The sequence below is a fragment of the Microbacterium sp. LjRoot45 genome (genome assembly GCF_964253325.1).
GTDB lineage: Bacteria > Actinomycetota > Actinomycetes > Actinomycetales > Microbacteriaceae > Microbacterium.
In genome coordinates this window covers 64274-86152 of record NZ_CAXUQM020000001.1, presented here as the reverse complement: position 1 = coordinate 86152, position 21879 = coordinate 64274, and the positions used below count along the sequence as shown (strand labels likewise).

The following is a 21879-nucleotide window of genomic DNA, read 5'->3' as shown; positions in this document are numbered from 1 at the left end:
TCTACCGGGGCGAGGCGGTGCCCGAGCCCGATGCCGGTCCCGTCGTATTCCCCGCGCGGAAAACACTCGTGAAGGAGATCGATGCCGGCTGCTCGCCGAGAAGCATCGCGACGACGGCGGCGCCCGCCGCGCGACCTTTGTCGACGGCCGGCTGCACCATCGTGGTCAGCTCGTACGGGGCGAGGCCGTCCACGCGGATGCCGTCGAAGCCCGCCACGCTGACGTCGCCCGGTACCGACAGGCCGGCCTCTTCCGCGGCACGGATGACTCCCGCCGCGAGGAGGTCGCTCTGGGCCAGCACGGCGGTCGGCCGACCGTCCGCGAACACCTGTCGGCCGACGCGAAGCCCCTCGTCGATGGAGCTGCCCAGCGTCGCGTAGGTGGGGGCGTCGGGGAACACGTCGCGCGCGCCGCCCAACCGGTCGTGGGTGACGTTGAGCCGGGGCGGGAGGAGCACGAGCGCGACGTCGGTGTGCCCGAGCCGGCGCACGTGGTCGGCGATGCAGCGCTGCGCGTCGTGGTTGTCGAGGCCGATGCGCGGCACGCCCTCCCCGGCATCCCCCTCGATCACGACGACCGGGATGCCGCGGGCACGCACGGCCGCGACGTCGGCGGCCGCCTCGGGGATCGTCCCGAGGAGCACGGCCGCGTCGAGCGGCACCGTCGCGAGCGTCGCGGCGCCGGGGCGCGGCTCGCCGTCGTCGGCGGCGGGGCGCAGCAGGAGGAGGCTGGCGTCGATCGCGGCGACGGCATCCGCGAGGCCGTCCATGACCGACCGCTGGATCGGGTCGGTGAAGGCGATGCCGAGCGGTCCGCGCTGGAGCACGCCGACGATGCCGGTGCGCCCGCGTCGCAGCGATGCGGCGAGCGGGTCGGGCCCGGTGTAGCCGAGGTCGGCGGCGGCGGCGAGCACGCGCGCGCGGGTGGCGTCCGAGACGGGGGTCTTGCCGGAGAACACGACGGATGCCGTCGACGGCGACACGCCCGCTTCGCGGGCGACGTCGGCGATGGTGGCTCGGCGGCTGTTCATCGGTTCGATGCTACCCGCGGCAAAGTCAAGCGTCGAATCGATTCGGCATCTTCGATAGAGTTGCCCGGTGACCACCACCCTCACCCGTCCGCAGCTCGTCCACTGGCGGACGGCGATCTTCACCATCTTCTTCGTCACGGGTCTGGGCTTCGCGTCGTGGGCGTCGCGACTGCCGTCGGTCAAGGCCACGCTCGAGATCGACGACTTCGGCGTCGGCGCGCTCCTCTTCGTCATGGGAGCGTCCTCCATCGTCGGCCTGTCGCTGGCGAACATCGTCGTCGCCCGGTGGGGAGCGCGGCGAGGCATGGTGTTCACCGTGTCGGCGTTCGGTGCGGGTGTGCTGATCGCCGGCTTCGGCGTGCAGTTCGCCGAGTCCTACGGCGTGACCGCGGTCGGTCTCGCCTTCATGGGCCTGGGCATGGCGAGCACCGACGTCATGATGAACGTGGAGGCCGCCGCGGTCGAGCAGGCGTTCGAGCGCACGCTCATGCCGATGTTCCACGCCTTCTTCAGCCTCGGCACGGTCGCCGGCGCCGGTGTCGGGGTCGGCATGGCCGCATGGGGCGTGGGGGTCGCATGGCACCTGTGGGCGGCGGGCGTGCTCGTCCTCGTCTCGGGACTCGTCGCGCTGATCTACGTTCCCGTGCACGAGGTCGCCACCGGCGACGATGAGCCCACCCTCAGCCGCGGCGAGCGCTTCCGCGCCATGATGCAGGTCTGGCGCGACCCGCGCACGTACGCGATCGGCATCATCATGCTCGGCATGGCGTTCGCCGAGGGCAGCGCGACCGACTGGCTCACGATCGCCGTCGTCGACGGCCACAACGAGTCCGAGGCCACCGGCGCGGTCGCCCTCACCGTCTTCTCGGTGGCGATGACCGTCTTCCGCATGATCGGCGGACCGCTCGTCGACCGCATCGGTCGCGTCTGGGCGCTTCGAGCCCTCGCCGTCACTGCCGGGATCGGGCTCATCCTGTTCATCCTCGCCCCGTCGACGCCGATCGCGTTCGTCGGTGTCGCGCTGTGGGGCGCGGGGGCGTCGCTCGGATTCCCGCTGGGCATGTCTGCGGCAGCCGACGACCCGAAGAAGGCGGCCGCGTCGGTGTCGGCCGCCGCGACCATCGGCTACCTCGCGTTCCTGTGCGGCCCGCCGGTGCTCGGCTGGATCAGTCACCAGATCGGCATCCTGTCGACCCTGTGGATCATCGTCGGCCTCATCGCCCTGTCGGGTCTGGCGTCGGGCGCGGCGAAGCCGATCGCCGGGTCGAAGGTGGGCGCCGGCCACCACTGAGCCGCAACCACCGCGGCGGCAGGCGTGGCGGGTAGGCTCGTCCGGTGCGCCTCGTCATCGCCCGCTGCTCCGTCGATTACACGGGTCGGCTCAACGCCCACCTGCCCCTCGCGACGCGTCTGCTCGTCCACAAGGGCGACGGGTCGCTCCTCGTGCACTCCGACGGCGGGTCGTACAAGCCGCTCAACTGGATGAGCCCGCCCTGCACCCTCACCGTGGAGGAGCCGGATGCCGAGTCCGCTTCGGCCGGCGTCGTCGAGCACTGGCGGGTCACCCACGCCAAGACCGGGGATGCGCTGCTGGTGCGCATCTACGAGGTGATCCACGACTCGTCGCACGAGCTGGGCATCGATCCGGGGCTCCAGAAGGACGGCGTGGAAGCCGATCTGCAGCGGCTCCTCGCCGAGCAGGTCGACGTGATCGGCGACGGTCTGACGCTCGTGCGACGGGAGTTCCCGACGGCGATCGGCCCGGTCGACCTGCTGCTGCGCAACCCCGCGGGCGGCACGATCGCCGTCGAGGTGAAGCGTCGCGGTGACATCGATGGCGTCGAGCAGCTCACGCGCTACCTCGAGCTCCTCGGCCGCGATCCGCACCTCGCCCCCGTGACGGGCGTCTTCGCGGCGCAGGAGATCAAGCCGCAGGCGCGCGTGCTCGCGACCGACCGCGGCATCCGCTGCGTCACCCTCGACTACGACGGCATGAAGGGCACCGAGTCCGGCGCCCCTCGCCTGTTCTAACCGAGCAAACCGGGCGGCGCGCAGGCGCTTGGCCACGGACCGCGGGATCGACTGCGTCGTTCTCGACTACGACGCGATGAAGGGTGTCGACAGTGGGTTGCCGACGCTCTTCTAGAGAGCACTGCTGGCAGACTGCGTCTGTGACACTCGATTCCGAGATCAGCCGCATCGAGGCCGAGATGCGCGCGGGTGGTTGGGCTACTCATACGAGCCTGCGACGAGAGTTGCAAGCTTGGAGCCGTCTCGCCGCCGAAGTCGGCGCGTACAAGGCGACGATCGACGACTACACGAACGATGTGTGCTCACGCGACTACATCGCCGAATTCGCAGTGGCGGCGTCGGCGGAGACCCGCGAGTACATCGCGGGCGAGGTTGCGGCAGCCGATGATCGATTCCGCGCGTTAACTGTGGCCGACGCGGAGGGTCTCGTCGGCCAGTACTACAGGATCGATGACATGGATGGCTGGTGGTGGCGCAGGCGCCCGGCTGGCGGGCCGCTTGCGGACTACCTCACCGGCAACGCCATCGACCTCCGCGTTGTGGGCTACGAGTTTCCCGACGCAAAACCGGACGGCGTGCAGGACTGGGATGCCAATTGGCTCCTCGTGGAGGGCGACGTGCGCGCCCACGGCACGGCGTGGACGTTCCGCGATCCCTGCATCACCACGTGGGAGGCGAGAGCTCTCCTCGACTGGCTGCGTCGCGCTCCCGGTTCCGAAGACTCGATCGACTTCCTCGAGCCGGCGCTGGCTTTTCGGCTGCTGCCGGGGAGGGACGACGGGATCACGCTCGAAGTCGCCCTAGGCGACGGCGCCTGCCCCGTTGTCGAGCATGGACGATCGCGCGGCAAGCCCGTCCGACTCGCCATACCCCTGTCGCGGTCTGACCTCGCCGCATTGGCCGATGCGTGGGAGAGACAGATCACACGGCATCCGCCGCGCTGAGGTTCGCGCGGCGCCTCCCTCTCCCGACCGGCGCCCCTCGCCTGTTCTAGCCGCGCAAGCCGGGCGGCGCGCGGGCGCTGGCTAGGCTGGCATCCATGACGATGAGATCTCCGTGGACGTGCATTCTCTGGGACGTCGACGGGACGGTGGTCGACGCCTCCGAGGGGATCCTCCGTCGGCTGACCATCGCGCTCACCCATTTCGGACAGCCCGCGCCGACGCGCGAGGAGCTCGTGCACTGGATCGGCCCGCCCATGTTCGAGTCGTTCCAGACCAACGTCGGGATGACGGCCGCTCGAGCTTCCGAGGCCGTGGCGTACTACCGGCAGATCGGCAAGGCCGACGGCTACACGACGGGCGCGCGCCTGTACCCGGGCGTCGGCGAACTCATCGCCGAGGTGGATGCCGCGGGCATCGCGCAGGCGACCGCCAGCTCGAAGCCGGAGAACCAGGTGCTGGCGCTCATGGATCACTTCGACCTGGCTCGGCACCTGAAGGTGATCGTCGGGGCGACCCCCGACGAGAAGACCCTCGCGACGAAGGCGGACATCGTCGCCGAGGCGCTGCGGCAGCTGGCCGAGAAGGGCGTCGACACGAGTCGGCCGGTGCTGATCGGCGACCGGCACCACGATGTCGAGGGCGGGGCGGCGCACGGCGTTCCGGTGATCTTCGTGCGCTGGGGCTTCAGCTGGCCGCACGAGTCCGAGGGTGCGCAAGCCGTCGTCGACGACGCCGCGCAGCTGCGGAGCCTGCTCCTGATCGACGACGCCTGATCGACGCGACGATGAGCGACGGCTGGGTCGAGATCGCACGGTGGGGCATCCCCGCCGCCGTCGTATTCGGCGCGACCGCCCTGGCCGTCGTCCTCGCGACGTGGCTGGTCCGGCGCGCCCGCCGCAGTCCGCGTGCGCGCGCGGCCGCCGACGCGCAACGCGCGGAGACGGGCGTTGCGCTCGTCGCGCTCGACGATGCCGTCGAAGAGCTCGATCTCGAGGTGGCGCTCAGCGGCGCCCTCTACGACGGCGGGGCACCGGCATCCCTTCGCCGTGCGCTGCTGCTCGCCCGGCACACGCGCGACGACGCGTTCGCACTGCTGCGGGGCCTCGAACCCGACGCGCACCCCACAGAGATCGCCCGCGTCGCCCGGCTCCTGCGGGGGCGGATCGACGCTGCCGCGGCGCAGATCGCGGCGGCGCGGAGCGAGCATTCCGCGTGGATGGGTGCGCACCGTTCCGCGGCCTCGCAGGTGGAGGATGCCCGCGCCCGGCTCGACGCCTTCCGCGCTGAGCTCGGCGACCCGGAGGCGCTGCTGGCCGACCTGGCCGGCCGCGTCGACGCGTCGGAGATCGACGCCGCCAAGCGCGCGGCCGACGATGCGACGCGCTTCCTGGCGGATGCCGAGAGCCGGCTGACGGATGCCGCGGAGCGCGCCGCCGATCCGACGAGGTCGGCGCTGCCCGTACTGGCCGCGGCGGAGCGGTCGCTCCGGCAGGCACAGGAGGCGGCCCGCATCCTGGAGGAGCAGCATCGCCTGGTGACCGACGCGGAGCGCGCCGTCGGCGACGAAGTGGAGGCGGCGCGAGAAGCGCTGCGTCAGGCGGAGCGCATGCGAGCCGACCTCGAACCCGAGGAGGCCGATCGGCTCGGCAGGGCCGTCCGCGAGGTCACGGCCGCGATCGACGCGGTGGAGCCGGAGGCTCGGCGACGGCCGACGCATGCCGTGACGGTGATCGCGCGCGCACGCGATCGACTCGATCTGGCGCTGGGCGATGCACGCACGGCTCAGCAGCGGCTCCGCGGTGCACGCACGGCGCTTCCCGGCACCCTCGCGGCGGCGCGGGCGGCGGTGGCACGCGCGGAGACGGCGGCATCACATGCCAACGCCGACGCGCGCGTACGGCTTTCCTCGGCACAGGCCGAGTTGGCCGCCGCGCGGTCGGCGCAGGATCCGGTCACCGCTTTGGACGGGGCGAGGCGCGCACTACGGCACGCCGAAGACGCCATTGCCCTCGCGGACTATGACCGTTCGATCGGACGGTAAGTCCGATCAGATGGGGCGGATGTTCTCCGCCTGCAGACCCTTGGGGCCCTGCGCGATCTCGAACTCGACGCGCTGGTTCTCCTCGAGCGAGCGGTAGCCGCTCGCTTCGATCGCCGTGTAGTGGGCGAAGACGTCAGCGCCACCCTCGTCGGGGGCGATGAAACCGAAGCCCTTCTCCGAGTTGAACCACTTGACGGTACCGCTGCTGCTCATGAACTGCCTTACTTACGCATGAAGCCGACGAAGATGTACGCCGACGAGTCCCACGGTAACGGGCACCACCCACACGTCCATACTCGCGTTCCAGATGGTGACACAAATGTTGCAACACAATCTGGTGAACGCCCGGCATCCGTGTTAACCATTCGACGCCCGGGCGTCACGATGATTCGCTCGCCCGGGCGTCGACGGATCCCCCCGGATAGGCCACGCGAAGCGTGCCGGGGCTCACTTTACTGTCATCGCCCGACGTTCGGCAGTGGTGCATTCATGGGAATCGGCCCTGAGATCGTGCGGCGCGCCTGCGCGGCGTACTCCGGTGAGGCATAGGTGCGGGCCATACACTGATGCCGCCATGACTGAGCCGCTGCCACCCCTCGTGATCTCGAGCGGCGCGATCCTCAGCGACGAGGTCTACACGACCATCGGCGCCGCCATCCTCGAGGGTCGTCTGCGACCGGGCGAACGGCTCCGCGACGTGGATCTGGCGGCGCAGCTCGGCATCTCCCGCACCCCGGTGCGCGAGGCGTTGCAGCGGCTCGAACGGTTCGGTCTGGTCGAGGTGGCCGTCGGTCGCTACACGCGCGTGTCCGAACCCGACGATCGCCTGCGCGCCGACACGGCCGCGGTGACCGTCTCCTTCCTCGGCAGCGCGCTGCGGCTGTCGCTGGCCGTCTGCAGCGACGACGAGCTCGCCGGCATCCTCGACGCCGCCGACCACGTGATCGCCGCGGCGCACGCCGGCGACCGGCTGCGGCTGTTCGACGCGTCGGTGACCATGTTCGAGGGGGTCACCCGGGCCACGGCCAACTCCGTCTTCATCGGGATCATGCGCGAGACGGCCCTTTCCATCCAGCGGAACCTCCGCGGCTGGGACCCCTTCCTCGACGCGCCGCTGTCGCATCCGGAGGAGTACACGACGCTGCGCGACCGCATCGCCGCGCGCGACGGAGGCGGCGCCGAACTGACGCTCCGCCGCCTGCACCGTATGGCCTGAGGCCGCCGGTCGACGGCATCTCTCGTCCACGTCGGGCATTTCCGCCGTTCCGCGTCATAAAGCGGGGTGTCGTGCGTCTCCTCTCCGGAGATAGGAGGATGCCGTGCACGTTGCGCGATCTCAAGCGCCCGACCACCGCTGCCCCGCATGCTGAACGGGCGGGTCGTCATCGATTTCTTCGCGGGGATCACCACGTGGGTGATGTGGGCGGGGGTGGTCGTCGGCCTCCTGGCGGCGGTCGCCGCGGGTGTCGCCCTCGCCATGCGCGTCTCGTCGTTCGCCCCGTTCGCGGCGTGGGCCGGCGGGCTGCTCGCCGCGAGCACGGGCATCGCCCTCGGCACGTGGGCGCCGATGCTCGTGGTGGCATCGGTCGGTGGCATCGCGTATGCCGTGGGCACCCGGTGGCCGGAGCTCGAGGAGCGCTGGCGTCGGTCGTCAGAGCGCACTGCCGACGTCGCGTAGGGAGCCTGCCGGCGTCCACTCCCATCGGATGCCGAGGGGGTCGGTGAATCGCACGGCGGTGATCGTGAACTTCTTGGCGCGCAGCAGCGGCGCATAGCGGCTCAGGTCGGTGGCGGGTTCGATGAAGCTCCACGGGCGCGCGCCGGAGTCGCCCGCCTGCCGACCCATGCTCCGCACGATGTAGTCACCGGGCGGCAGCCGCTCGGACGTGATGAGCACCGGAGCACGACCCGCGTCGGCGAGCGCGTTTCCTCGCGTCTCCACCTCCACGTCGTAGAACACGGTGGCCGCCTCACCGCCGTTGCGGATGAGCACTCCGTAGCAGGAGCCCGTGGCATCCTCATTCGGCCACGTCACCCACCACGCCTGCAACTGTCGGGCTACCGCCGCACGCTGCCGCTCGACATCACGCGCGACTGCCTTGTTGGCAATGCGATTCGCCTCGCGCGCGCTCTTGAGGGCGACCATGCTGAACGCGACCGCGAAGATGGACGCGACCGCCCCCGCCCATTCAGCCCACGTTCCTGGTTCCATTCCAACGCCCTCCCTCGCGAGGGCTGGATCACCCGGCCCGCTACTGGAGACGTATGTGTCCGCGCGATCTCGCGCCGACGGTGGAGGTCAGTGGTCTTTCGGATGCCGAGGCGCGTCAGCCCCGCGGTGGAGCCGTTCACTCACCCGCTCGCGAAGTTCGTGCCGAACGGCCTCGATTGCCGCTTCGTCGCCGTCGTAGTAGGCCTCCCAGAATCCGGGAGCGAGCCAGGCTGCCGGACCGAGCTCGAGCACACCCTCATCAAGGACGGCTACCCAGCCCTGTGGGATGGAAGTATCAACGGTTCTGAAATCGTCGATCGCGAACCAACCCAGGGTGTGGCGGTCGTCTGTGAGCAATTGGATCTGTGCCCCGTTGATCGGGTGAACGTGGACGGACAACACGGGGTAACTGACGCCCACCGTCACCCACGGGCTCACCTCTTGCGCTTCGCCTGTGGCGGATAGCGGAACACGCACATTCGAAACGATCATCGGCCATCAACCGTCCGTCGCAGGGGACGCAGGCTCAGCCAGAAGATCGGTATTGCCACCAGCCCAACGAGCGCGAACGCCAGCGACATCGGACCGACGCCGCTGTAGATCAGGGCAACAGGCAGAGCAACTGACATGACACTCAGATTTCCCGCTGCCGCGGAGATCAACCGAAAGAAGCTTGTGGTGAGGCGAAGTCGTAGAGCCAAGGCGTAGGAAATCACCGCAGCCGCGAGGCCACCCACCACGAAGACCGCGGCCTGGCCAGCCCAAGAACCCCCGGACAGCACCGTGCCATCGGCGACGACGACGGTTAAGTACCAATGGGCCCACGCCGCGATCGCACTGATGAGCAGAACCGAGACCACCAGCGCTGCCGCCGACCGCACTCGCCCGTCAAAGTCCTTCTCGCGTACCACTCGTCACTTTCCCTTCCCCTCGTGAGGGGCTACGCCGACCTCAGATGGCTCCGGCAAGCGGATGCCGAGGGGTGATGCCATCTATCGGCGCGCCACGCCGTTCTCCTCAACCACCCGTCCGAGTCTTCGCGAACGCCTCGAATGCCGCGACCAGTCTTCCGAGGTCGCGAGGGCCGCCGTACGCCTCGAACACAAGGCCTGTCGACCGCCAGCTGAGCCATTCATGCTCGGATTCTTCGCTGGCAGTCCAAGGTGTCTGGATGCCGTGCAGCTCGGTGTCCTCGATGCGCACTGAGTTCCTCACCATTTCAGAGTCTCCGTCCAAGCGAAAGTGGTACTGATGGAGGAGAACGGCCCCGTCTCCCCAGGAAGAGAGTTCAGTAGAGCCCGGGTTTCTGGCGTGGCTCCGAACCCCGAGCCCAAGGTGACTTCGTTCGTCGCACTGAACTGCACCACCGCCGAGCTGCCCGAACGTTGCTTCACCTGAGCGTCCATGCGGAAGCTACCTATGACTGCGAGTGAGCGGTCGACGTTCGAGGCGTTCTCCCAGTTCGTGATCGCGGCAATGTCGCGTAGGAAGTTCTCATTCTCCAAACCTGGAGTGCCCGCCAAGTATCTGTCGGCGGAGATCGTTCCTCCGCTTGAGATCGCGCTGGCCACCTTCGCAGCGTACGCCCGCGCTGATGGGCTGTCACGCAACCCCTGGGTGATAGCGGAGCGAGCGTCGAAGGTCAGCTCTTTAGGGCCGATTCCCGACATCCAGCCATAGATGAGTGCACCCTGCTCGCTTCTCCAGAAGGCGCCAGCGTTGTGATTTGCGTATGCGCCAGCGCGCGCCGCAAGGTCGGACTGCAATTGACCTGGCGTCACGGTCCAGAACGACCGATCGGGGATGGACTCGAGAGCCTGATTCGCTGCAGCCTGCATCTTCCGTCCTACTGCGGACGAAAAGACGTACGCCGGGGGCGCGGCGTACGAGAGCGTCTTGACACCACCGGCCGCGCGCGGCGCGCGATCACTGTTGCCGCGATGCCCCCCTCCGCCGTCAGGCCTAGGGCTGAGATACATCAACCCCGACGGGTCAGACCAGGTCACCGGGTTGTTCCCCGCATACACATACGCGTTGAACTGCGCCGGATTCCCCGGATCCAGCAGCGGATCGACCGACACGAACACCCCCGCCGCCGGATCGAAGTACCGCGCACCCAACAACACCAACGCGTTACTGTCGTGCACCGCCCCCAAGAACCCACGCCCCGCAGACGTCACCGACGTCGACGACCGCGCACCCCCGAACGGGTCCGGACGCTTCCGCACCACCCCCGACGACCAATCCGTGTTGTGCACCGTCCCCACCACACTGCCCTGCGAATCGGTGACCACACTCGACACACCCGACAAACCAGTCCCGGTGCGATGGGCAACCAGCTTCCCCGCGAACGAATACCACCGCGTCGCCGACGTGCCCTGCGTCCGTCAGGAACCGCCGACTCGCTCGTCTACCTCTTAGGGGCGTTTTCGCGCCCCACGATGGAGGGAACCGCACGCATGGACTGCTCACTGGCCGACACGGGAGCCGGGCTACCAATTACGACGATCGTCGTGGCGGTGGTTCTCCTGCTCGCCGGAACGACGTTGTGGATGCTGCGCACGCCCGAGCGCCGCCGTAGAGGGATGCCGGTGCTCGTGCTCACCCCGGTGCTTCTCGCGGCTGCACTCACGTTCCACGCCGCACCGAGCGCGTCGGCCGCCACCGACTGCCTGCCCGGCGCGGGGGTCGACTCCGAGTTCTCCACCCAGCCCTCGACGCCGTCGCCGACAGAGACGCCCGACGCAGATCCGACCGCCACGCCTCAACCGTCGGCAAGCCCCACGGTGGCGCCGGTCCCGACGCCCGAGCCGACGCCCACAGCGACCCCCACCCCGACGGCAACGCCGACACCCACGCCCGAGCCGACGATCGAGCCGCTCTACTGCGGCATGAATGAAGTCGAGGCGGATGGGGTCTGCGTATGCGCGGAGGGCTTCGTTAGGGACGAGTCGCGCCTGTGCGTTCACCCCGATGCCGTCGCGCGGAACCAAGAGTCGATCGACGCCGAGGTGAGCGAGGCGCCCGCCGCCCCCTAGGATGAGCGCAATCACCCCGAAAGGCACGGATGCCGACCGCCGCTGTTCTCCCACGCGTCTCTGCGGCTCTCGCCGCTCTCGCCCTCGCGATAGCGCTCGCGCCGGCACCCCCGGCGGCGGCGGCCCCGGACTACGACCCGAATCGTCAGTTCTTCACCCGGCTGACGAGTGACCCTCAGCGCCTCGCGCTTTCAGCGGACGGCACGCGACTCTACGGCAGCTCATATCTACACGACGGGCGCGGTGTACTGACCGTCATCGACGCAATCTCGGGAAAGCTCATCGCCGAGAAGACGTTTGCGGAAGGTGTCGGCGACATCGAAGTGTCACCCGACGGCCGTCGCCTCTATTTCACCCACGGCGGGCCGGTCTTCCTCGACGAGTGCTTCATCTCCGAAGTCGACACCTCGACATTGCGGGTCATCCGCGATCTCAAGGTGGGGGCGAGCTGTCGGGAGATCGCTCTGTCGCGCACGGGCAAGACCCTCTTCGTCTCCGACACGCCCGACGTCCTCTTCGTCGACGTGGCAACGGGCACCGTCCGCGCGACCATAGACGTGCCGAACTACCCCTGGGACCTCGTCGTCTCCGCCGACGGATCGACCCTGTACGTCGCCGACTCACAGCAGAGTTTGATCCTCACGATCGACATCAAGTCACGGAGGTTGCAGGACAGCGCACGCCTCCCGGTGGCCGTGAGTCTGGACCGTGAGTGGATCGACAGACTTTACGTAGCGCCAGAGGGGAGGCGGTTGTACGCCGTCAGCGACCGGGCCGTCTATACGGTTCCGCTGGCCGGCAATACGGTGCCCCTCGATTCAGCTGGCGACATTGATCGGGTCGAGGTAACCGAGCACTTCGGCACGGCGCTCTCTCGTGACGGCAAGAGAATCTATCTGTCCGCGTCGACCGCGCTGCATGTCTTCGACACCGACACGTTGACGGCCTCCGTTCAACCGACGGAGTGGGGCGGCTCGGCATCCGCTCTCATCGAGTCCGTGGACGGGCGACGCCTGCACCTCTCGCGCTTCGACGGCGTGGTCACGCTCGGCGTGACGCGCAGCCTCGTCTACCCCGACAGCTCGATGAACGCTGTCGCCGGCACGAGCTTCCGCTCGACGACGCCTACCTACCGGTGGGACACGGAGGACGCGCACTACCGTGTGTCGCCGGCGCTGCCGTCGGGTCTTCGCCTCAACTCGTCGACCGGCGTCATCAGCGGAACGCCCACCCGTGCGCAGGCCACGCAGAGCTACACGGTCTACACCGACTACCTCCTGATCGACACCAACGAGCGAAAGCGCGTGAAGGCGAGCGTGACGATCCGCGTCGTGACCCAGGCTCCGACCGCCAAGATCGCGCTCACGAAGACATCGCAGAAGTACGCGACGACAAAGCCCGCCAAACTCGCTGCGGTTGTCTCGCCCGAGATCCCCGGAACGTTCCGCGTCTACGACGGCTCGACGAAGATCGCGAGCGTATCGACCAAGACCGGACGCATCCTCTGGACTCTTCCCCGCACGCTCAAGGTCGGAACGCACACACTCAAGGTCGTCTTCGTGCCCGCCAACCGCGACATGTATCGTCTCGCCACCTCCTCGACCCGCACGCTGACGGTCACTCGCTGACCCGTCGCGCGGGGGCCCCACCGCCGACTCTCGCGAGAACGAGCCGATACGGAATCGTGACGCCGCCGCACCCGCCCGCGCGAAGACCGGATGCCAGCATGGCTCTATGCCACGCGCCCCCCGCCCCCTGTCCCTCGCCGCCGTCGTCGCGGCCGCGCTGCTGATCACCGGCTGCGCGTCTGCCGCGCCCACCGCCTCCAGTCCGTCGCCGACACCATCGCCGACCCAGAGCCCCACGCCCACCCCGGAACCCGTGCTCACTCCGACCGTCGCATTCGACGGCGATTGCAGCCAGCTGCTGTCGGACAGCGACCTCGATGGCTTCCTCGGTGACGGGTGGCTGACGCAGGAGGAGTCGGACGAGCGGTGGGATATCGACAGACGGCATCCCGCGTTCATCTTCAACCCGCTGGGCACGATCGGTGGGCTCGAGTGCTGGTGGTATCCCGCCGAGGCGGAAGACGGGCTGCAGCAGCTCTCGGTGACGGTCGCGCCCGCGGCGGAGGTGCCGGCGTCGTTCACGAACGCGTTCTCGGAGCCCAGGTGCGAGGGCAACTACGACGGATCGTCGTGCTATCTCGCCCGCACGATGGGCGATGCCTGGTTGATGGCCACCGTCGGCAACCTCATCGAGGAGCCACCCGTCGACCTGCTCGAAGGCATGCTGGATGCCGCGGGCGCACGCCTCAGCCAGCCGCTCGACGCCGTGGCGGTCTCGCACGATGGCTGGTGGACCCTGCCGACCTGTGAGGACTTCGGCGTCGAGATGGGGTTGGGTGAGCAGCTCGGTGATGGCTACGTCACGGGCTTCTGGGAGGGGACGGAATCTCCGGAACAGATCATGCTGCGTGAGGGCGGGATCGCACTGTCGTGCGAATGGTCGACCGGCGACGTCTCCACGACGCCGGACGGGGAGTTCCGCACACCGTCCCTCGACATCGCGAACGGTGCTCACTGGCAGTGGGCCGACCTTGCCGCACTCGACGGTGCCGAAGAGGTGGCGGTCGAGGGCGCCGAGAGCGCGGTGCTGGTGCCCGACCCGGAACGCCCGTCGGTCCAACGGCTCTTCGCCACCGACGGGACTAACGTGATTCAGGCAAATGTCGCCGACGCGGACTTCCTCGTGCTGATCGCAGAGAGGGCGTTCGCGGCACTCGGCTGATTCGTCTAAGGAGACTCATGAAGCAGCGCACGCTCGGACCGTTCACCGTCTCGGCCATCGGCCTCGGCGCCATGCCCGTGTCGATGAACAGCGACAACCGCTTCCCGTCGCACGAGGATGCCGTGGCCACCGTCCGCGCCGCGCTGGATGCCGGTGTGACACTCATCGACACCGCCGACATCTACGCACCCAGCTGGGACCTGATGGGGCACAACGAGCGGATCGTCGCCGAGGCTCTCGCCGGCTGGGGCGGCGACCGTTCCTCGATCGTCGTCGCGACGAAGGGCGGCATCACCCGCAGCGAGGAGAAGGACTTCGGCCGCGACGGCTCGCTCACCTACCTGCGCAGTGCGGTGGAGAAGTCGCTGCGGAACCTTCGGGTCGACGTCATCGACCTGTACCAGTACCACCGGCCGGACCGGTGGATGGTCTACGGCGAGATCATGCAGAACCTCAAGACCCTTCAGGACGAGGGCAAGGTTCGCACCATCGGGATCTCCAACGCGAGCGTCGAGGAGATCGCGATCGCCCAGGAGGTGCTGGGCGAAGGGAACCTGACGAGCGTGCAGAACGAGTTCTCCCCTCGGCATCCGGGAAGCTACGACGAATTGACGTACTGCGCCGACCGCGGGATCGCGTTCCTGCCGTGGAGTCCGCTCGGCGGCACGGGCGGCGGCGGACGTTCCGTCGGCGAACGGTTCGGGGCGTTCGCCGAGATCGGCGAGTCCCACGGCGTCAGCCCGCAGCAGGTCGTGCTCGCGTGGGAACTCTCGCTCGGAGACACCGTCATCCCGATCCCCGGTGCCCGCCGTGCCGAGTCGATCACCGACTCCGCCAAGGCCGCCGACCTTGAGCTGTCGTTCGACGAGCTGGCCCGCTGCTCCGCCGCCGTCGGCATCGAGGTCTGACGCGCGCGTCGAGGCCCTCGACGTTTGTAGCCAAATCACAGAGAGTGGTTGTACACTCACTCTCATGGCTCCCCTTTCGACGTCCGATTCCCGACGCCCCCTGGTCACCGCCGCCGCCGTGCGCGAGTTCGGTCGCGGCGGCTACCGCGGTACGACGATCGCCGACGTCGCCGCGGCGGCGGGCATCTCGCCGGCGTACGTGTCGAAGCTGTACTCGCGCAAGGAGCTGCTCTTCGTCGCCGCACTGGAGGACTGCTTCACGCAGATCCTCGAGGCGCTCGCGCGAGGGGCGGATGCCGCGACCTCTCCCGAACCGGATGCGGTGCTGGAGGCCATGGGCGACGCGTATGCCGACCTCATCGGCGACCGCAACCTGCTCCTTCTTCAGGTGCATGCGCAGTCGGTGTCCGAGGTGCCCGAGATCCGTGCCGCGATGCGCGACGGCCTGGCCCGCGTGACGACCTTCGCTCGGGAGCGATCGCACGCCGACGACGAGGCCATCCAGCACTTCATCGCCTTCGGTCAGCTCTGTCATCTCATCGTCACCCTCGACCTCGACGACGTGCGCAGTTCGTGGGCGTCGACGCTGACGCGCGGCATCCGTCACCCGTAGTCCCCATCTGCGGCGTGCGGATCTTCGCATGCCTCAAAGAGTGATTGAACAGTCATTCTCTCATTGAAAGGAACACCTGATGTCCCACTCCGACACCCTCGCCCCACGAAGCACCCGGCGCTGGCTCGCGCTCGTCGCACTGGCTCTCGCACAGTTCCTCGTCATCCTCGACGCTTCGATCGTCAACATCGCTCTCCCAGTGGTCGGGCAGCAGCTCGCCCTCGACACGACGGCCCTCGCGTGGGTGATCACCGCGTACGTTCTGCCGTTCGGGGGCCTTCTCCTCCTCGGCGGGCGCCTCGCCGACCGCTACGGACACCGGCGGACGTTCCTCCTCGGCACCGCGGGGTTCCTCGCCGCGTCCGTCCTGGCCGGACTGGCGGTCAACGGCGGCATGCTGCTCGCCGCGCGCGCCCTCCAGGGGGCCTCGGCTGCCCTTCTCGCCCCGGCCGCCCTCGCTCTTCTCACCCTGCTCTTCCGAGAGTCCGGCGAGCGCTCCCGCGCACTGGGCATCTGGGGAGGCGTGGCAGGTATCGGATCGGTGGCCGGCGTGCTCCTCGGCGGCGTTCTCACCGCAGCTCTCGGCTGGCAGTTCGTGTTCTTCGTGAACGTCCCCATCGGCATCGTCGTGATCGCGATGACGCTGACTCTCATCACGCGCGATCCTGCCGGAGCGCCCCAGGCGCCGCTCGACCTCCCCGGAGCCGTCACGATCACCGGAGCCCTCGTCGCCCTCGTCGGCGCACTGAGCACCCTCGAACAGCCCCGCGGCGCGGGCCCGCTCACGATCGTGCTCGGCGCACTCGCGATCGGTCTGGGCATCGCGTTCGTCATCATCGAGCAGCGCACGACGCATCCGCTGCTCCCACTGCGGATCTTCCGAAACCGCCAGCTCCTGTCGGGCAACCTCGTCGTGCTCCTCGTCGGTGGGGCGATCGTCGCGCTCTTCTTCGCGCTGTCGGTGTACCTGCAGGACGTGCTGGGGTACGACCCGCTCATGGCCGGGCTGAGCCAGCTCCCCCTCGCCGGCATCCTGGTCGTGGCCGCGGGCGGTGCCCCCGCGCTGATCGCACGCTTCGGCATCGTGCCCACGGTGATCGCGTCGTCCGTCACCTTCGCGGGCGGGCTCGTCTGGCTCTCGGTCGCCCCCGCGGATGCCACGTTCGTCGCCGATCTGCTCGGCCCGACTCTCCTCATCGGCGCCGGGATCGGAGGCGCACTCGTCTCCGCGACGCAGCTGGCCGTGGATGGCGTGGAGGGCGGGGAGTCAGGCCTCGCCGGCGGTCTCGTCAACACGAGCCAGCAGATCGGCGGCGCGCTCGGGCTGGCCCTTCTCGCGTCGCTGGCCGCCGTGCGCACGGATGCCGTTGCCGCGGCGGGCGCACCGACCGAGGTGGCCGTGACCGCCGGCTTCTCGTGGCTCCTTCTCGGCGCCGCGATCTTCAGTCTCGCCGCCGCCGTCATCGCGCTGATCGTGCACCGCCGCGTCCCGCCTACCGTCTGAGCGTGGCCGCTACAGTGTCGGCATACGGTGACACTCGCCGACATCTGCTGGGGGGCAATGATGCGTGTCGTGAGATCTTTCGTCTGGGCACTCGTGCTCATCGCCGCCAGCGCGGTGCTGCTGACCTTCACCGGGCCGCTGCTGCCGTCGTCGGTGAACCTGGCGCAGGCGGAAGCCGACCGCACGATGTACGCAGCCATCGCGTTCGGGGTCGCGGTGGTCGCAATCGTGGGGCTGTTCGTGCTGGTGCCTCTGTGGCGGCGAGAGCTCGCCGGCATCCGCCCCGCCCGGATCGGACTCGCGACGTTCGGCATTGCGCTCGTCGCGGCGGCCGCCGGGGTGACGGCGGTCGCCGCGATCGTGTGGGGGGTCGTCGCCCCGCTGCCCCGTCGCGACCCGTCCGGAGCGGATGCGGCCCTCGCCGTCACCGCCCTCTGGTTCGGTGCGCTCTCCTTGGGTGCCGGCTACATGCTGTGGTCGGCCGTGCGACGGGTCGCGTTGCGTCCCGTCCTGTCCGCGCCGATCGGCGACGGCGGCTTGAGAGCGGTGACGGGCATCGTCCGCCCCCACGAAGGTGCCGTGCAGCTGACCGATCCGGTGACGCTGCGCCCCAGCGTGGCGTGGATCCTCGACATCGAGGAGGAGTACTGGCAGGAGGAGCGTTCGCGCACGTTCGACCCGTTCAGCAACGACGACGGGAAGATCGTGAGCACGACGACCACCAGCCACAAACGCAAGGCGGGAGTCGCGGCCAGCACAACCATCTTCCTCATCGACACCCCCCTCGGCAGTGTGTTCTGCGACGACCCCGCCGTACGGGTCGTTCCCTCGGCGAAGGTGGTGTGGGAGCAGGGCGATCCACCGCTTCCGCCTCTTCCGCCGGAGATCATGGAAGACCTCCGACGACGGGGGCATCTCACCGCGAAGTTCGGCAGCCGATCGGTCTCGCCCGGCGACGCGGTCACGGGGATCGGCCTCGTCATGGTCGCCGACGACGGGGTCGTCGAGCTGCGCGCGAGCCCTTCCGTGTCGCGTCGCTTCTGGTTGAGTCCGCTGCACGGCATCCGCGCCCACGTCGGAGTCGCTCGCCGGAGGGATGCCAAGCTGTTGCAGCGCGGGTAAGCCCTCCGGGAGCGGGCACCGCCGCGCACGCGTCCCGCCGGAGTGGATATGTTTGCAGCAGATACCAACCCGAAGGATGTGCCGTGCCCCGTTTCGACCTCCCGTTGCCCGAGCTGCAGGACTACCGGCCCGAGGTGCGTGAACCCGCCGACTTCGACGCCTTCTGGACGTCGACGCTCGACGAGTCCCGCGCGGTGGCGCAGCCGCCGCAGCTCGAGAAGGTCGATACCCCGTTCGCCACGCTCGACGTCTACGACGTCACCTTCTCGGGCTATGCCGGGGATGCCGTCAAGGGCTGGCTGACCGTTCCGCGCTCGGCCGACGGGCCGCTGCCCGCCGTGGTCGAGTTCAACGGCTACAACGGCGGCCGCGGCATCCCTGTCGAACGCATCGGATGGGCATCGGCGGGATACGCGCACTTCCTGATGGACACCCGCGGCCAGGGGTCGACCTGGGGTTCCGGCGGCGCCACGCCCGATCCGCACCCCACAGGTCCCTCCGTTCCCGGGTTCATGACGCGAGGCATCGAAGACCCGGAGAGCTACTACTACCGCCGGGTCTACACGGATGCCGCGCTCGCGATCGACGCCGTCCGCGCGATGAGTCAGGTGGATGCCGAGAAGGTGAGCGTCGTCGGCGGCAGCCAGGGCGGCGGCATCGCCATCGCCGCCGCCGGGCTCTCCTCGGGTCTGGTCGCCGCCATGCCCGACGTGCCGTTCCTCTGCCACTTCGAACGGGCCGTGGGACTGACAGACACCGATCCCTACCAGGAGATCGTGCGCTACCTGTCGGTGTATCGCGGCGCGGAAGAGCGCGTCTTCGACACCCTCTCGTACTTCGACGGCGTGAACCACGCGGCCCGCGCCACCGCGCCCGGCCTGTTCTCGGTCGGCCTGCTCGACCCGATCTGTCCGCCGTCGACCGTCTACGCCGCCTTCAACCGGTACGGCGCGTCCGACAAGGCCATCGAGGTGTACGCGCACAACCAGCACGAGGGCGGGCAGTCGTACCAGTGGGTGGCGCAGACCGCGTTCCTCGCGTCGAAGCTCTAGGAGACCCTTCCCGGGAGACGCTCGCCGGTGCCCCGCTCGATGATCCACGTGGGCAGCGTCTCCTGGCGGATGAAGCCGGTCGGGTCGGCCATGCGCGCCAGCGCGAGCTTCGCCGCGCGACGGCCGAGCTCCTCCGGTTCGTAGGAGATGACGCTGACGCCCATCACGTCGGCGGTGTCGAAGTCGTCGAATCCGATGAGCGCCACCTCGTCGGCGTGAGGCGTGCCGGAGAGAGCCCTGAGGACGCCGATGGTCATGCGGTTGTTCCCCGCGATGATCGCGGTGGGCGGGTCTTCGCGACCCATCAGCTCGCGGATCAGCTCGGCGGGGACAAGATCGAGGTCGTCGCGGCGCACTTCCCACGGCTCGGTGTCGGCGATGCCGGCCGCATGCATCGCCTCACGGTAGCCCGCGAGGCGCTCGAGCTGCGTGTAGACCGACGCGGGGTTGCACGCGTAGGCGATCCTCGTGTGGCCGCGGGCGAGCAGTCGTGCGGTCGCATCCCGGACCGCGGTGCGGTTGTCGAGTACGACGGCATCCGCGGCGAGGTTTCGAGCGGGGCGGTCGATGGTGATGACGGGCGTGCCCAGCTGCCGCTCGCCCTCCAGGTAGGACTGGTCGTCGCCGACGGGGATGAGCAGGAGAGCGCCGATCCGCTGCGACAGGAGCGTGTCCGCGACCCATTCCTCGCCCTCGGCGGTGTCGTCGGTCGTGGCGACGACGAGGCTGTAGCCATGAGCGGCGAGCTCCTTCTCGATGCCGGACGCCACCTTGTAGTAGAACGGGTTGCTCAGCTCGCCCATGATGAAGCCGACGACGTTCGTGCCGCCGCCCCGGCGCAGGCCCCGCGCGAGCGTGTTCGGCCGGAAACGAAGCCGCTTCGCCGCGGCGAGCACCCGGTCGACCGTGTCGGGCGCCACCAGCTCGCGCTGCGCGAAAACCCGTGACACCGTCTTCGCACTGACGCCCGCCAGCCGCGCGACGTCTTCCACCGTGGCCCTCGATTGAACGGTCATCGATGCTCCATTTCCTTAATGACCGACGATAGACATTGACGAGACATCTGGCAAGACATTGACGCGACACGGGGTAGATAATTACCCGGTCAAGCGCTGTTTATTTTCGCCTGTCCACAATCGGACAGAGAAAGACATCGTTGACATTTTCGCTTGCCAACCCCTGATTCACGCCCTACCGTGAGGCATGCAATCCACCCCGCGACGCGGCGGCGACCGTTCAAGGGCGAACACACAGAGAGAAGAACCCGATGTCCAAAAAGGCAGTTACCGGGATCGCGATGCTCGCGATCGCCGGCGTTGCACTCGCCGGATGCTCCGGCGGGACGACCCCCACTCCCAGCGGCGATTCGGATGCCGTCTCCGGAGAAGTCACGTTCGTCACCTGGCGCACCGACCTCATCCAGGACGGCACCTTCGATGAGTACGCGAAGGAGTTCACCGCCAAGTACCCCGACGCGAGCGTGAAGTTCGAGGGGATCACCGACTACGAAGGCGAACTGACCACGCGCCTGAGCACGCAGAACTACGGCGACGTGCTCGGCATCCCCAACAGCGTGCTGCCCGACCAGCTGGGCGACTACTTCGAGCCCCTCGGCAAGACCGCCGACTTCGAAGCCGACTACCGCTTCCTCGCTCCCAAGAGCTTCGACGGCACCCAGTACGGCCTGGCGCTCGGCGGCAACGCCAACGGCATCGTCTACAACACGCAGGTGTTCGAGGCGGCGGGCATCACGACGCTCCCGACCACGGAGAGCGAGTGGATCACCGCCCTCACCGCGATCAAGGACAAGACCGACGCGATCCCGATGTACACGAACTACAAGGACGGCTGGCCGCTCAGTCAGTGGTCGGGCAACCTCGGTGCCGTCACCGGAGACGCGGATGCCGTCAACAAGATGGCCGAGAACACGTCGCCGTGGACCGAGGGCAACGACATCTACGCGATCGACTCGCTCATCTACGAGACCGTCGCCGCCGGGCTCACCGAGACCGACCCGCTGACGACCAACTGGGAGCAGTCGAAGGTCGACTTCGCCACCGGCAAGATCGCCACCATGGCGCTCGGATCGTGGGCCATCTCGCAGCTCCAGGCCGCCGCCGGCGACAACGGCGTCGACCCGTCGACCGTGGGCTACATGGCGTTCCCCGCCAAGGCATCCGACGGCACGCAGTACGCCGTGGTCGGCGGTGACTACAACCTCGGAATCAACGTGAACTCCAAGGTCAAGGCCGCCGCTCGTGCGTGGATCGACTTCCTGATCGAGGACTCGGGCTTCACCGACACGCAGGGCATGGTCTCGGCCCTGCTGAGCAAGGACCTCCCGGACAACCTCGCGGGCCTCAGCGACAACGGCGTGAAGCTCCTCGAGCTCAACGCGGCACCCGCCGGCAAGGAAGCGCTCTTCAACACGATCGCCGAGAAGTCGCAGATCGACATCTGGGCGAACATCTACCGGCAGAAGCTCATCGACATCGCTCGTGGCGCCGCCGACGGCGACAAGCAGTCGTACTTCGACGACCTCAACAAGCGCTGGGCCGACACCGCCGCACAGGTCGGCTGACCGCACCCCGCAT

The 21879-nt window shown here is 68.6% G+C and carries 23 protein-coding genes; 16 read left to right on the top strand and 7 right to left on the bottom strand.

Annotated features, from left to right (window positions below; translation table 11 throughout):
* Position 1: 1 nt before the first annotated feature.
* Complete coding sequence (locus ACSQ18_RS00380) at positions 2-1030, bottom strand: LacI family DNA-binding transcriptional regulator (RefSeq protein WP_436035085.1); 1029 nt, start codon at positions 1028-1030, stop codon at positions 2-4.
* Between the two features lie 67 nt (positions 1031-1097).
* On the opposite strand from ACSQ18_RS00380, the gene ACSQ18_RS00375 reads away from it, so the two are divergent.
* The 5 genes from ACSQ18_RS00375 (at position 1098) to ACSQ18_RS00355 (ending at position 6046) form a co-directional block, all read left to right on the top strand.
* Entirely contained in the window at positions 1098-2321 is a 1224-nt protein-coding gene (locus ACSQ18_RS00375; protein WP_436035084.1) for an MFS transporter, read from the top strand.
* A gap of 44 nt (positions 2322-2365) precedes the next feature.
* Complete coding sequence (gene nucS, locus ACSQ18_RS00370) at positions 2366-3061, top strand: endonuclease NucS (protein ID WP_436035083.1); 696 nt, start codon at positions 2366-2368, stop codon at positions 3059-3061.
* A gap of 140 nt (positions 3062-3201) precedes the next feature.
* Positions 3202-4005, top strand: a complete 804-nt coding sequence (locus tag ACSQ18_RS00365) for a WapI family immunity protein (RefSeq protein ID WP_436035082.1) — start codon at positions 3202-3204, stop codon at positions 4003-4005.
* A gap of 95 nt (positions 4006-4100) precedes the next feature.
* On the top strand, positions 4101-4778 hold the full coding sequence (locus ACSQ18_RS00360; protein ID WP_436035081.1) for an HAD hydrolase-like protein: 678 nt from the start codon (positions 4101-4103) through the stop codon (positions 4776-4778).
* An 11-nt stretch (positions 4779-4789) separates the two neighbouring features.
* Positions 4790-6046 (top strand): hypothetical protein, encoded by a 1257-nt coding sequence (locus ACSQ18_RS00355; protein ID WP_436035080.1) that lies wholly within the window; start codon positions 4790-4792, stop codon positions 6044-6046.
* Between the two features lie 6 nt (positions 6047-6052).
* Here ACSQ18_RS00355 and ACSQ18_RS00350 read toward each other — a convergent pair whose 3' ends face one another.
* The gene (locus ACSQ18_RS00350; protein ID WP_144806772.1) at positions 6053-6259 is read right to left on the bottom strand and encodes a cold-shock protein; all 207 of its coding nucleotides are present in this window, start codon (positions 6257-6259) and stop codon (positions 6053-6055) included.
* 361 nt (positions 6260-6620) lie between these two features.
* Here ACSQ18_RS00350 and ACSQ18_RS00345 point away from each other — a divergent pair, with 361 nt between their 5' ends.
* The gene (locus tag ACSQ18_RS00345; RefSeq protein WP_436035079.1) at positions 6621-7262 is read left to right on the top strand and encodes a GntR family transcriptional regulator; all 642 of its coding nucleotides are present in this window, start codon (positions 6621-6623) and stop codon (positions 7260-7262) included.
* Between the two features lie 147 nt (positions 7263-7409).
* Entirely contained in the window at positions 7410-7724 is a 315-nt protein-coding gene (locus ACSQ18_RS00340) for a hypothetical protein (RefSeq protein WP_436035078.1), read from the top strand.
* Here the strand turns inward: ACSQ18_RS00340 and ACSQ18_RS00335 are convergent.
* From ACSQ18_RS00335 to ACSQ18_RS00320, 4 genes are all read right to left on the bottom strand, one after another.
* On the bottom strand, positions 7698-8258 hold the full coding sequence (locus ACSQ18_RS00335) for a hypothetical protein (protein WP_436035077.1): 561 nt from the start codon (positions 8256-8258) through the stop codon (positions 7698-7700). The two genes, ACSQ18_RS00340 and ACSQ18_RS00335, sit on opposite strands and share 27 nt — an antisense overlap.
* Positions 8259-8345: 87 nt before the next feature.
* The gene (locus ACSQ18_RS00330; RefSeq protein WP_436035076.1) at positions 8346-8750 is read right to left on the bottom strand and encodes a hypothetical protein; all 405 of its coding nucleotides are present in this window, start codon (positions 8748-8750) and stop codon (positions 8346-8348) included.
* Complete coding sequence (locus ACSQ18_RS00325) at positions 8747-9169, bottom strand: hypothetical protein (RefSeq protein WP_436035074.1); 423 nt, start codon at positions 9167-9169, stop codon at positions 8747-8749. The genes ACSQ18_RS00330 and ACSQ18_RS00325 overlap by 4 nt, the downstream gene beginning before the upstream one ends.
* Before the next feature lie 300 nt (positions 9170-9469).
* Positions 9470-10486 carry an RHS repeat-associated core domain-containing protein gene (locus ACSQ18_RS00320; RefSeq protein WP_436038370.1) on the bottom strand — a complete coding sequence of 339 codons (1017 nt, stop codon included), beginning with the start codon at positions 10484-10486 and terminating at the stop codon, positions 9470-9472.
* Positions 10487-10717: 231 nt separating this feature from the next.
* Here ACSQ18_RS00320 and ACSQ18_RS00315 point away from each other — a divergent pair, with 231 nt between their 5' ends.
* The 8 genes from ACSQ18_RS00315 (at position 10718) to ACSQ18_RS00280 (ending at position 19285) form a co-directional block, all read left to right on the top strand.
* A complete protein-coding gene (locus ACSQ18_RS00315) occupies positions 10718-11296 on the top strand; it encodes a hypothetical protein (RefSeq protein ID WP_436035073.1) in 579 nt (192 codons plus the stop codon).
* Positions 11297-11325: 29 nt separating this feature from the next.
* Positions 11326-12924 carry a putative Ig domain-containing protein gene (locus tag ACSQ18_RS00310; protein ID WP_436035072.1) on the top strand — a complete coding sequence of 533 codons (1599 nt, stop codon included), beginning with the start codon at positions 11326-11328 and terminating at the stop codon, positions 12922-12924.
* A 106-nt stretch (positions 12925-13030) separates the two neighbouring features.
* Positions 13031-14086 carry a hypothetical protein gene (locus ACSQ18_RS00305; RefSeq protein ID WP_436035071.1) on the top strand — a complete coding sequence of 352 codons (1056 nt, stop codon included), beginning with the start codon at positions 13031-13033 and terminating at the stop codon, positions 14084-14086.
* Between the two features lie 17 nt (positions 14087-14103).
* Positions 14104-14994 carry an aldo/keto reductase gene (locus tag ACSQ18_RS00300; protein WP_436035070.1) on the top strand — a complete coding sequence of 297 codons (891 nt, stop codon included), beginning with the start codon at positions 14104-14106 and terminating at the stop codon, positions 14992-14994.
* 64 nt (positions 14995-15058) lie between these two features.
* A complete protein-coding gene (locus tag ACSQ18_RS00295; protein WP_436035069.1) occupies positions 15059-15607 on the top strand; it encodes a TetR/AcrR family transcriptional regulator in 549 nt (182 codons plus the stop codon).
* A gap of 79 nt (positions 15608-15686) precedes the next feature.
* Positions 15687-17111: an MFS transporter gene (locus ACSQ18_RS00290; protein WP_436035068.1), complete on the top strand. Its 1425-nt coding sequence runs from the start codon at positions 15687-15689 to the stop codon at positions 17109-17111.
* A gap of 69 nt (positions 17112-17180) precedes the next feature.
* A complete protein-coding gene (locus tag ACSQ18_RS00285) occupies positions 17181-18233 on the top strand; it encodes a hypothetical protein (protein WP_436035067.1) in 1053 nt (350 codons plus the stop codon).
* Between the two features lie 83 nt (positions 18234-18316).
* The gene (locus ACSQ18_RS00280) at positions 18317-19285 is read left to right on the top strand and encodes an acetylxylan esterase (RefSeq protein ID WP_436035066.1); all 969 of its coding nucleotides are present in this window, start codon (positions 18317-18319) and stop codon (positions 19283-19285) included.
* Here ACSQ18_RS00280 and ACSQ18_RS00275 read toward each other — a convergent pair.
* Positions 19282-20301 carry a LacI family DNA-binding transcriptional regulator gene (locus tag ACSQ18_RS00275; RefSeq protein WP_436035065.1) on the bottom strand — a complete coding sequence of 340 codons (1020 nt, stop codon included), beginning with the start codon at positions 20299-20301 and terminating at the stop codon, positions 19282-19284. The two genes, ACSQ18_RS00280 and ACSQ18_RS00275, sit on opposite strands and share 4 nt — an antisense overlap.
* A gap of 251 nt (positions 20302-20552) precedes the next feature.
* Between ACSQ18_RS00275 and ACSQ18_RS00270 the strand changes: the two genes are divergently transcribed.
* Positions 20553-21866: an ABC transporter substrate-binding protein gene (locus ACSQ18_RS00270; RefSeq protein ID WP_301038781.1), complete on the top strand. Its 1314-nt coding sequence runs from the start codon at positions 20553-20555 to the stop codon at positions 21864-21866.
* Positions 21867-21879: the final 13 nt, after the last annotated feature.

What these genes read in the sequence shown, in the direction of transcription:
- ACSQ18_RS00380 (WP_436035085.1), bottom strand. Translation starts at nt 1,030, where the DNA reads ATGAACAGCCGCCGAGCCACCATCGCCGACGTCGCCCGCGAAGCGGGC.
- ACSQ18_RS00360 (WP_436035081.1), top strand. Translation starts at nt 4,101, where the DNA reads ATGACGATGAGATCTCCGTGGACGTGCATTCTCTGGGACGTCGACGGG.
- ACSQ18_RS00355 (WP_436035080.1), top strand. Translation starts at nt 4,790, where the DNA reads ATGAGCGACGGCTGGGTCGAGATCGCACGGTGGGGCATCCCCGCCGCC.
- ACSQ18_RS00350 (WP_144806772.1), bottom strand. Translation starts at nt 6,259, where the DNA reads ATGAGCAGCAGCGGTACCGTCAAGTGGTTCAACTCGGAGAAGGGCTTC.
- ACSQ18_RS00345 (WP_436035079.1), top strand. Translation starts at nt 6,621, where the DNA reads ATGACTGAGCCGCTGCCACCCCTCGTGATCTCGAGCGGCGCGATCCTC.
- ACSQ18_RS00340 (WP_436035078.1), top strand. Translation starts at nt 7,410, where the DNA reads ATGCTGAACGGGCGGGTCGTCATCGATTTCTTCGCGGGGATCACCACG.
- ACSQ18_RS00335 (WP_436035077.1), bottom strand. Translation starts at nt 8,258, where the DNA reads ATGGAACCAGGAACGTGGGCTGAATGGGCGGGGGCGGTCGCGTCCATC.
- ACSQ18_RS00330 (WP_436035076.1), bottom strand. Translation starts at nt 8,750, where the DNA reads ATGATCGTTTCGAATGTGCGTGTTCCGCTATCCGCCACAGGCGAAGCG.
- ACSQ18_RS00315 (WP_436035073.1), top strand. Translation starts at nt 10,718, where the DNA reads ATGGACTGCTCACTGGCCGACACGGGAGCCGGGCTACCAATTACGACG.
- ACSQ18_RS00310 (WP_436035072.1), top strand. Translation starts at nt 11,326, where the DNA reads ATGCCGACCGCCGCTGTTCTCCCACGCGTCTCTGCGGCTCTCGCCGCT.
- ACSQ18_RS00305 (WP_436035071.1), top strand. Translation starts at nt 13,031, where the DNA reads ATGCCACGCGCCCCCCGCCCCCTGTCCCTCGCCGCCGTCGTCGCGGCC.
- ACSQ18_RS00300 (WP_436035070.1), top strand. Translation starts at nt 14,104, where the DNA reads ATGAAGCAGCGCACGCTCGGACCGTTCACCGTCTCGGCCATCGGCCTC.
- ACSQ18_RS00295 (WP_436035069.1), top strand. Translation starts at nt 15,059, where the DNA reads ATGGCTCCCCTTTCGACGTCCGATTCCCGACGCCCCCTGGTCACCGCC.
- ACSQ18_RS00290 (WP_436035068.1), top strand. Translation starts at nt 15,687, where the DNA reads ATGTCCCACTCCGACACCCTCGCCCCACGAAGCACCCGGCGCTGGCTC.
- ACSQ18_RS00275 (WP_436035065.1), bottom strand. Translation starts at nt 20,301, where the DNA reads ATGACCGTTCAATCGAGGGCCACGGTGGAAGACGTCGCGCGGCTGGCG.
- ACSQ18_RS00270 (WP_301038781.1), top strand. Translation starts at nt 20,553, where the DNA reads ATGTCCAAAAAGGCAGTTACCGGGATCGCGATGCTCGCGATCGCCGGC.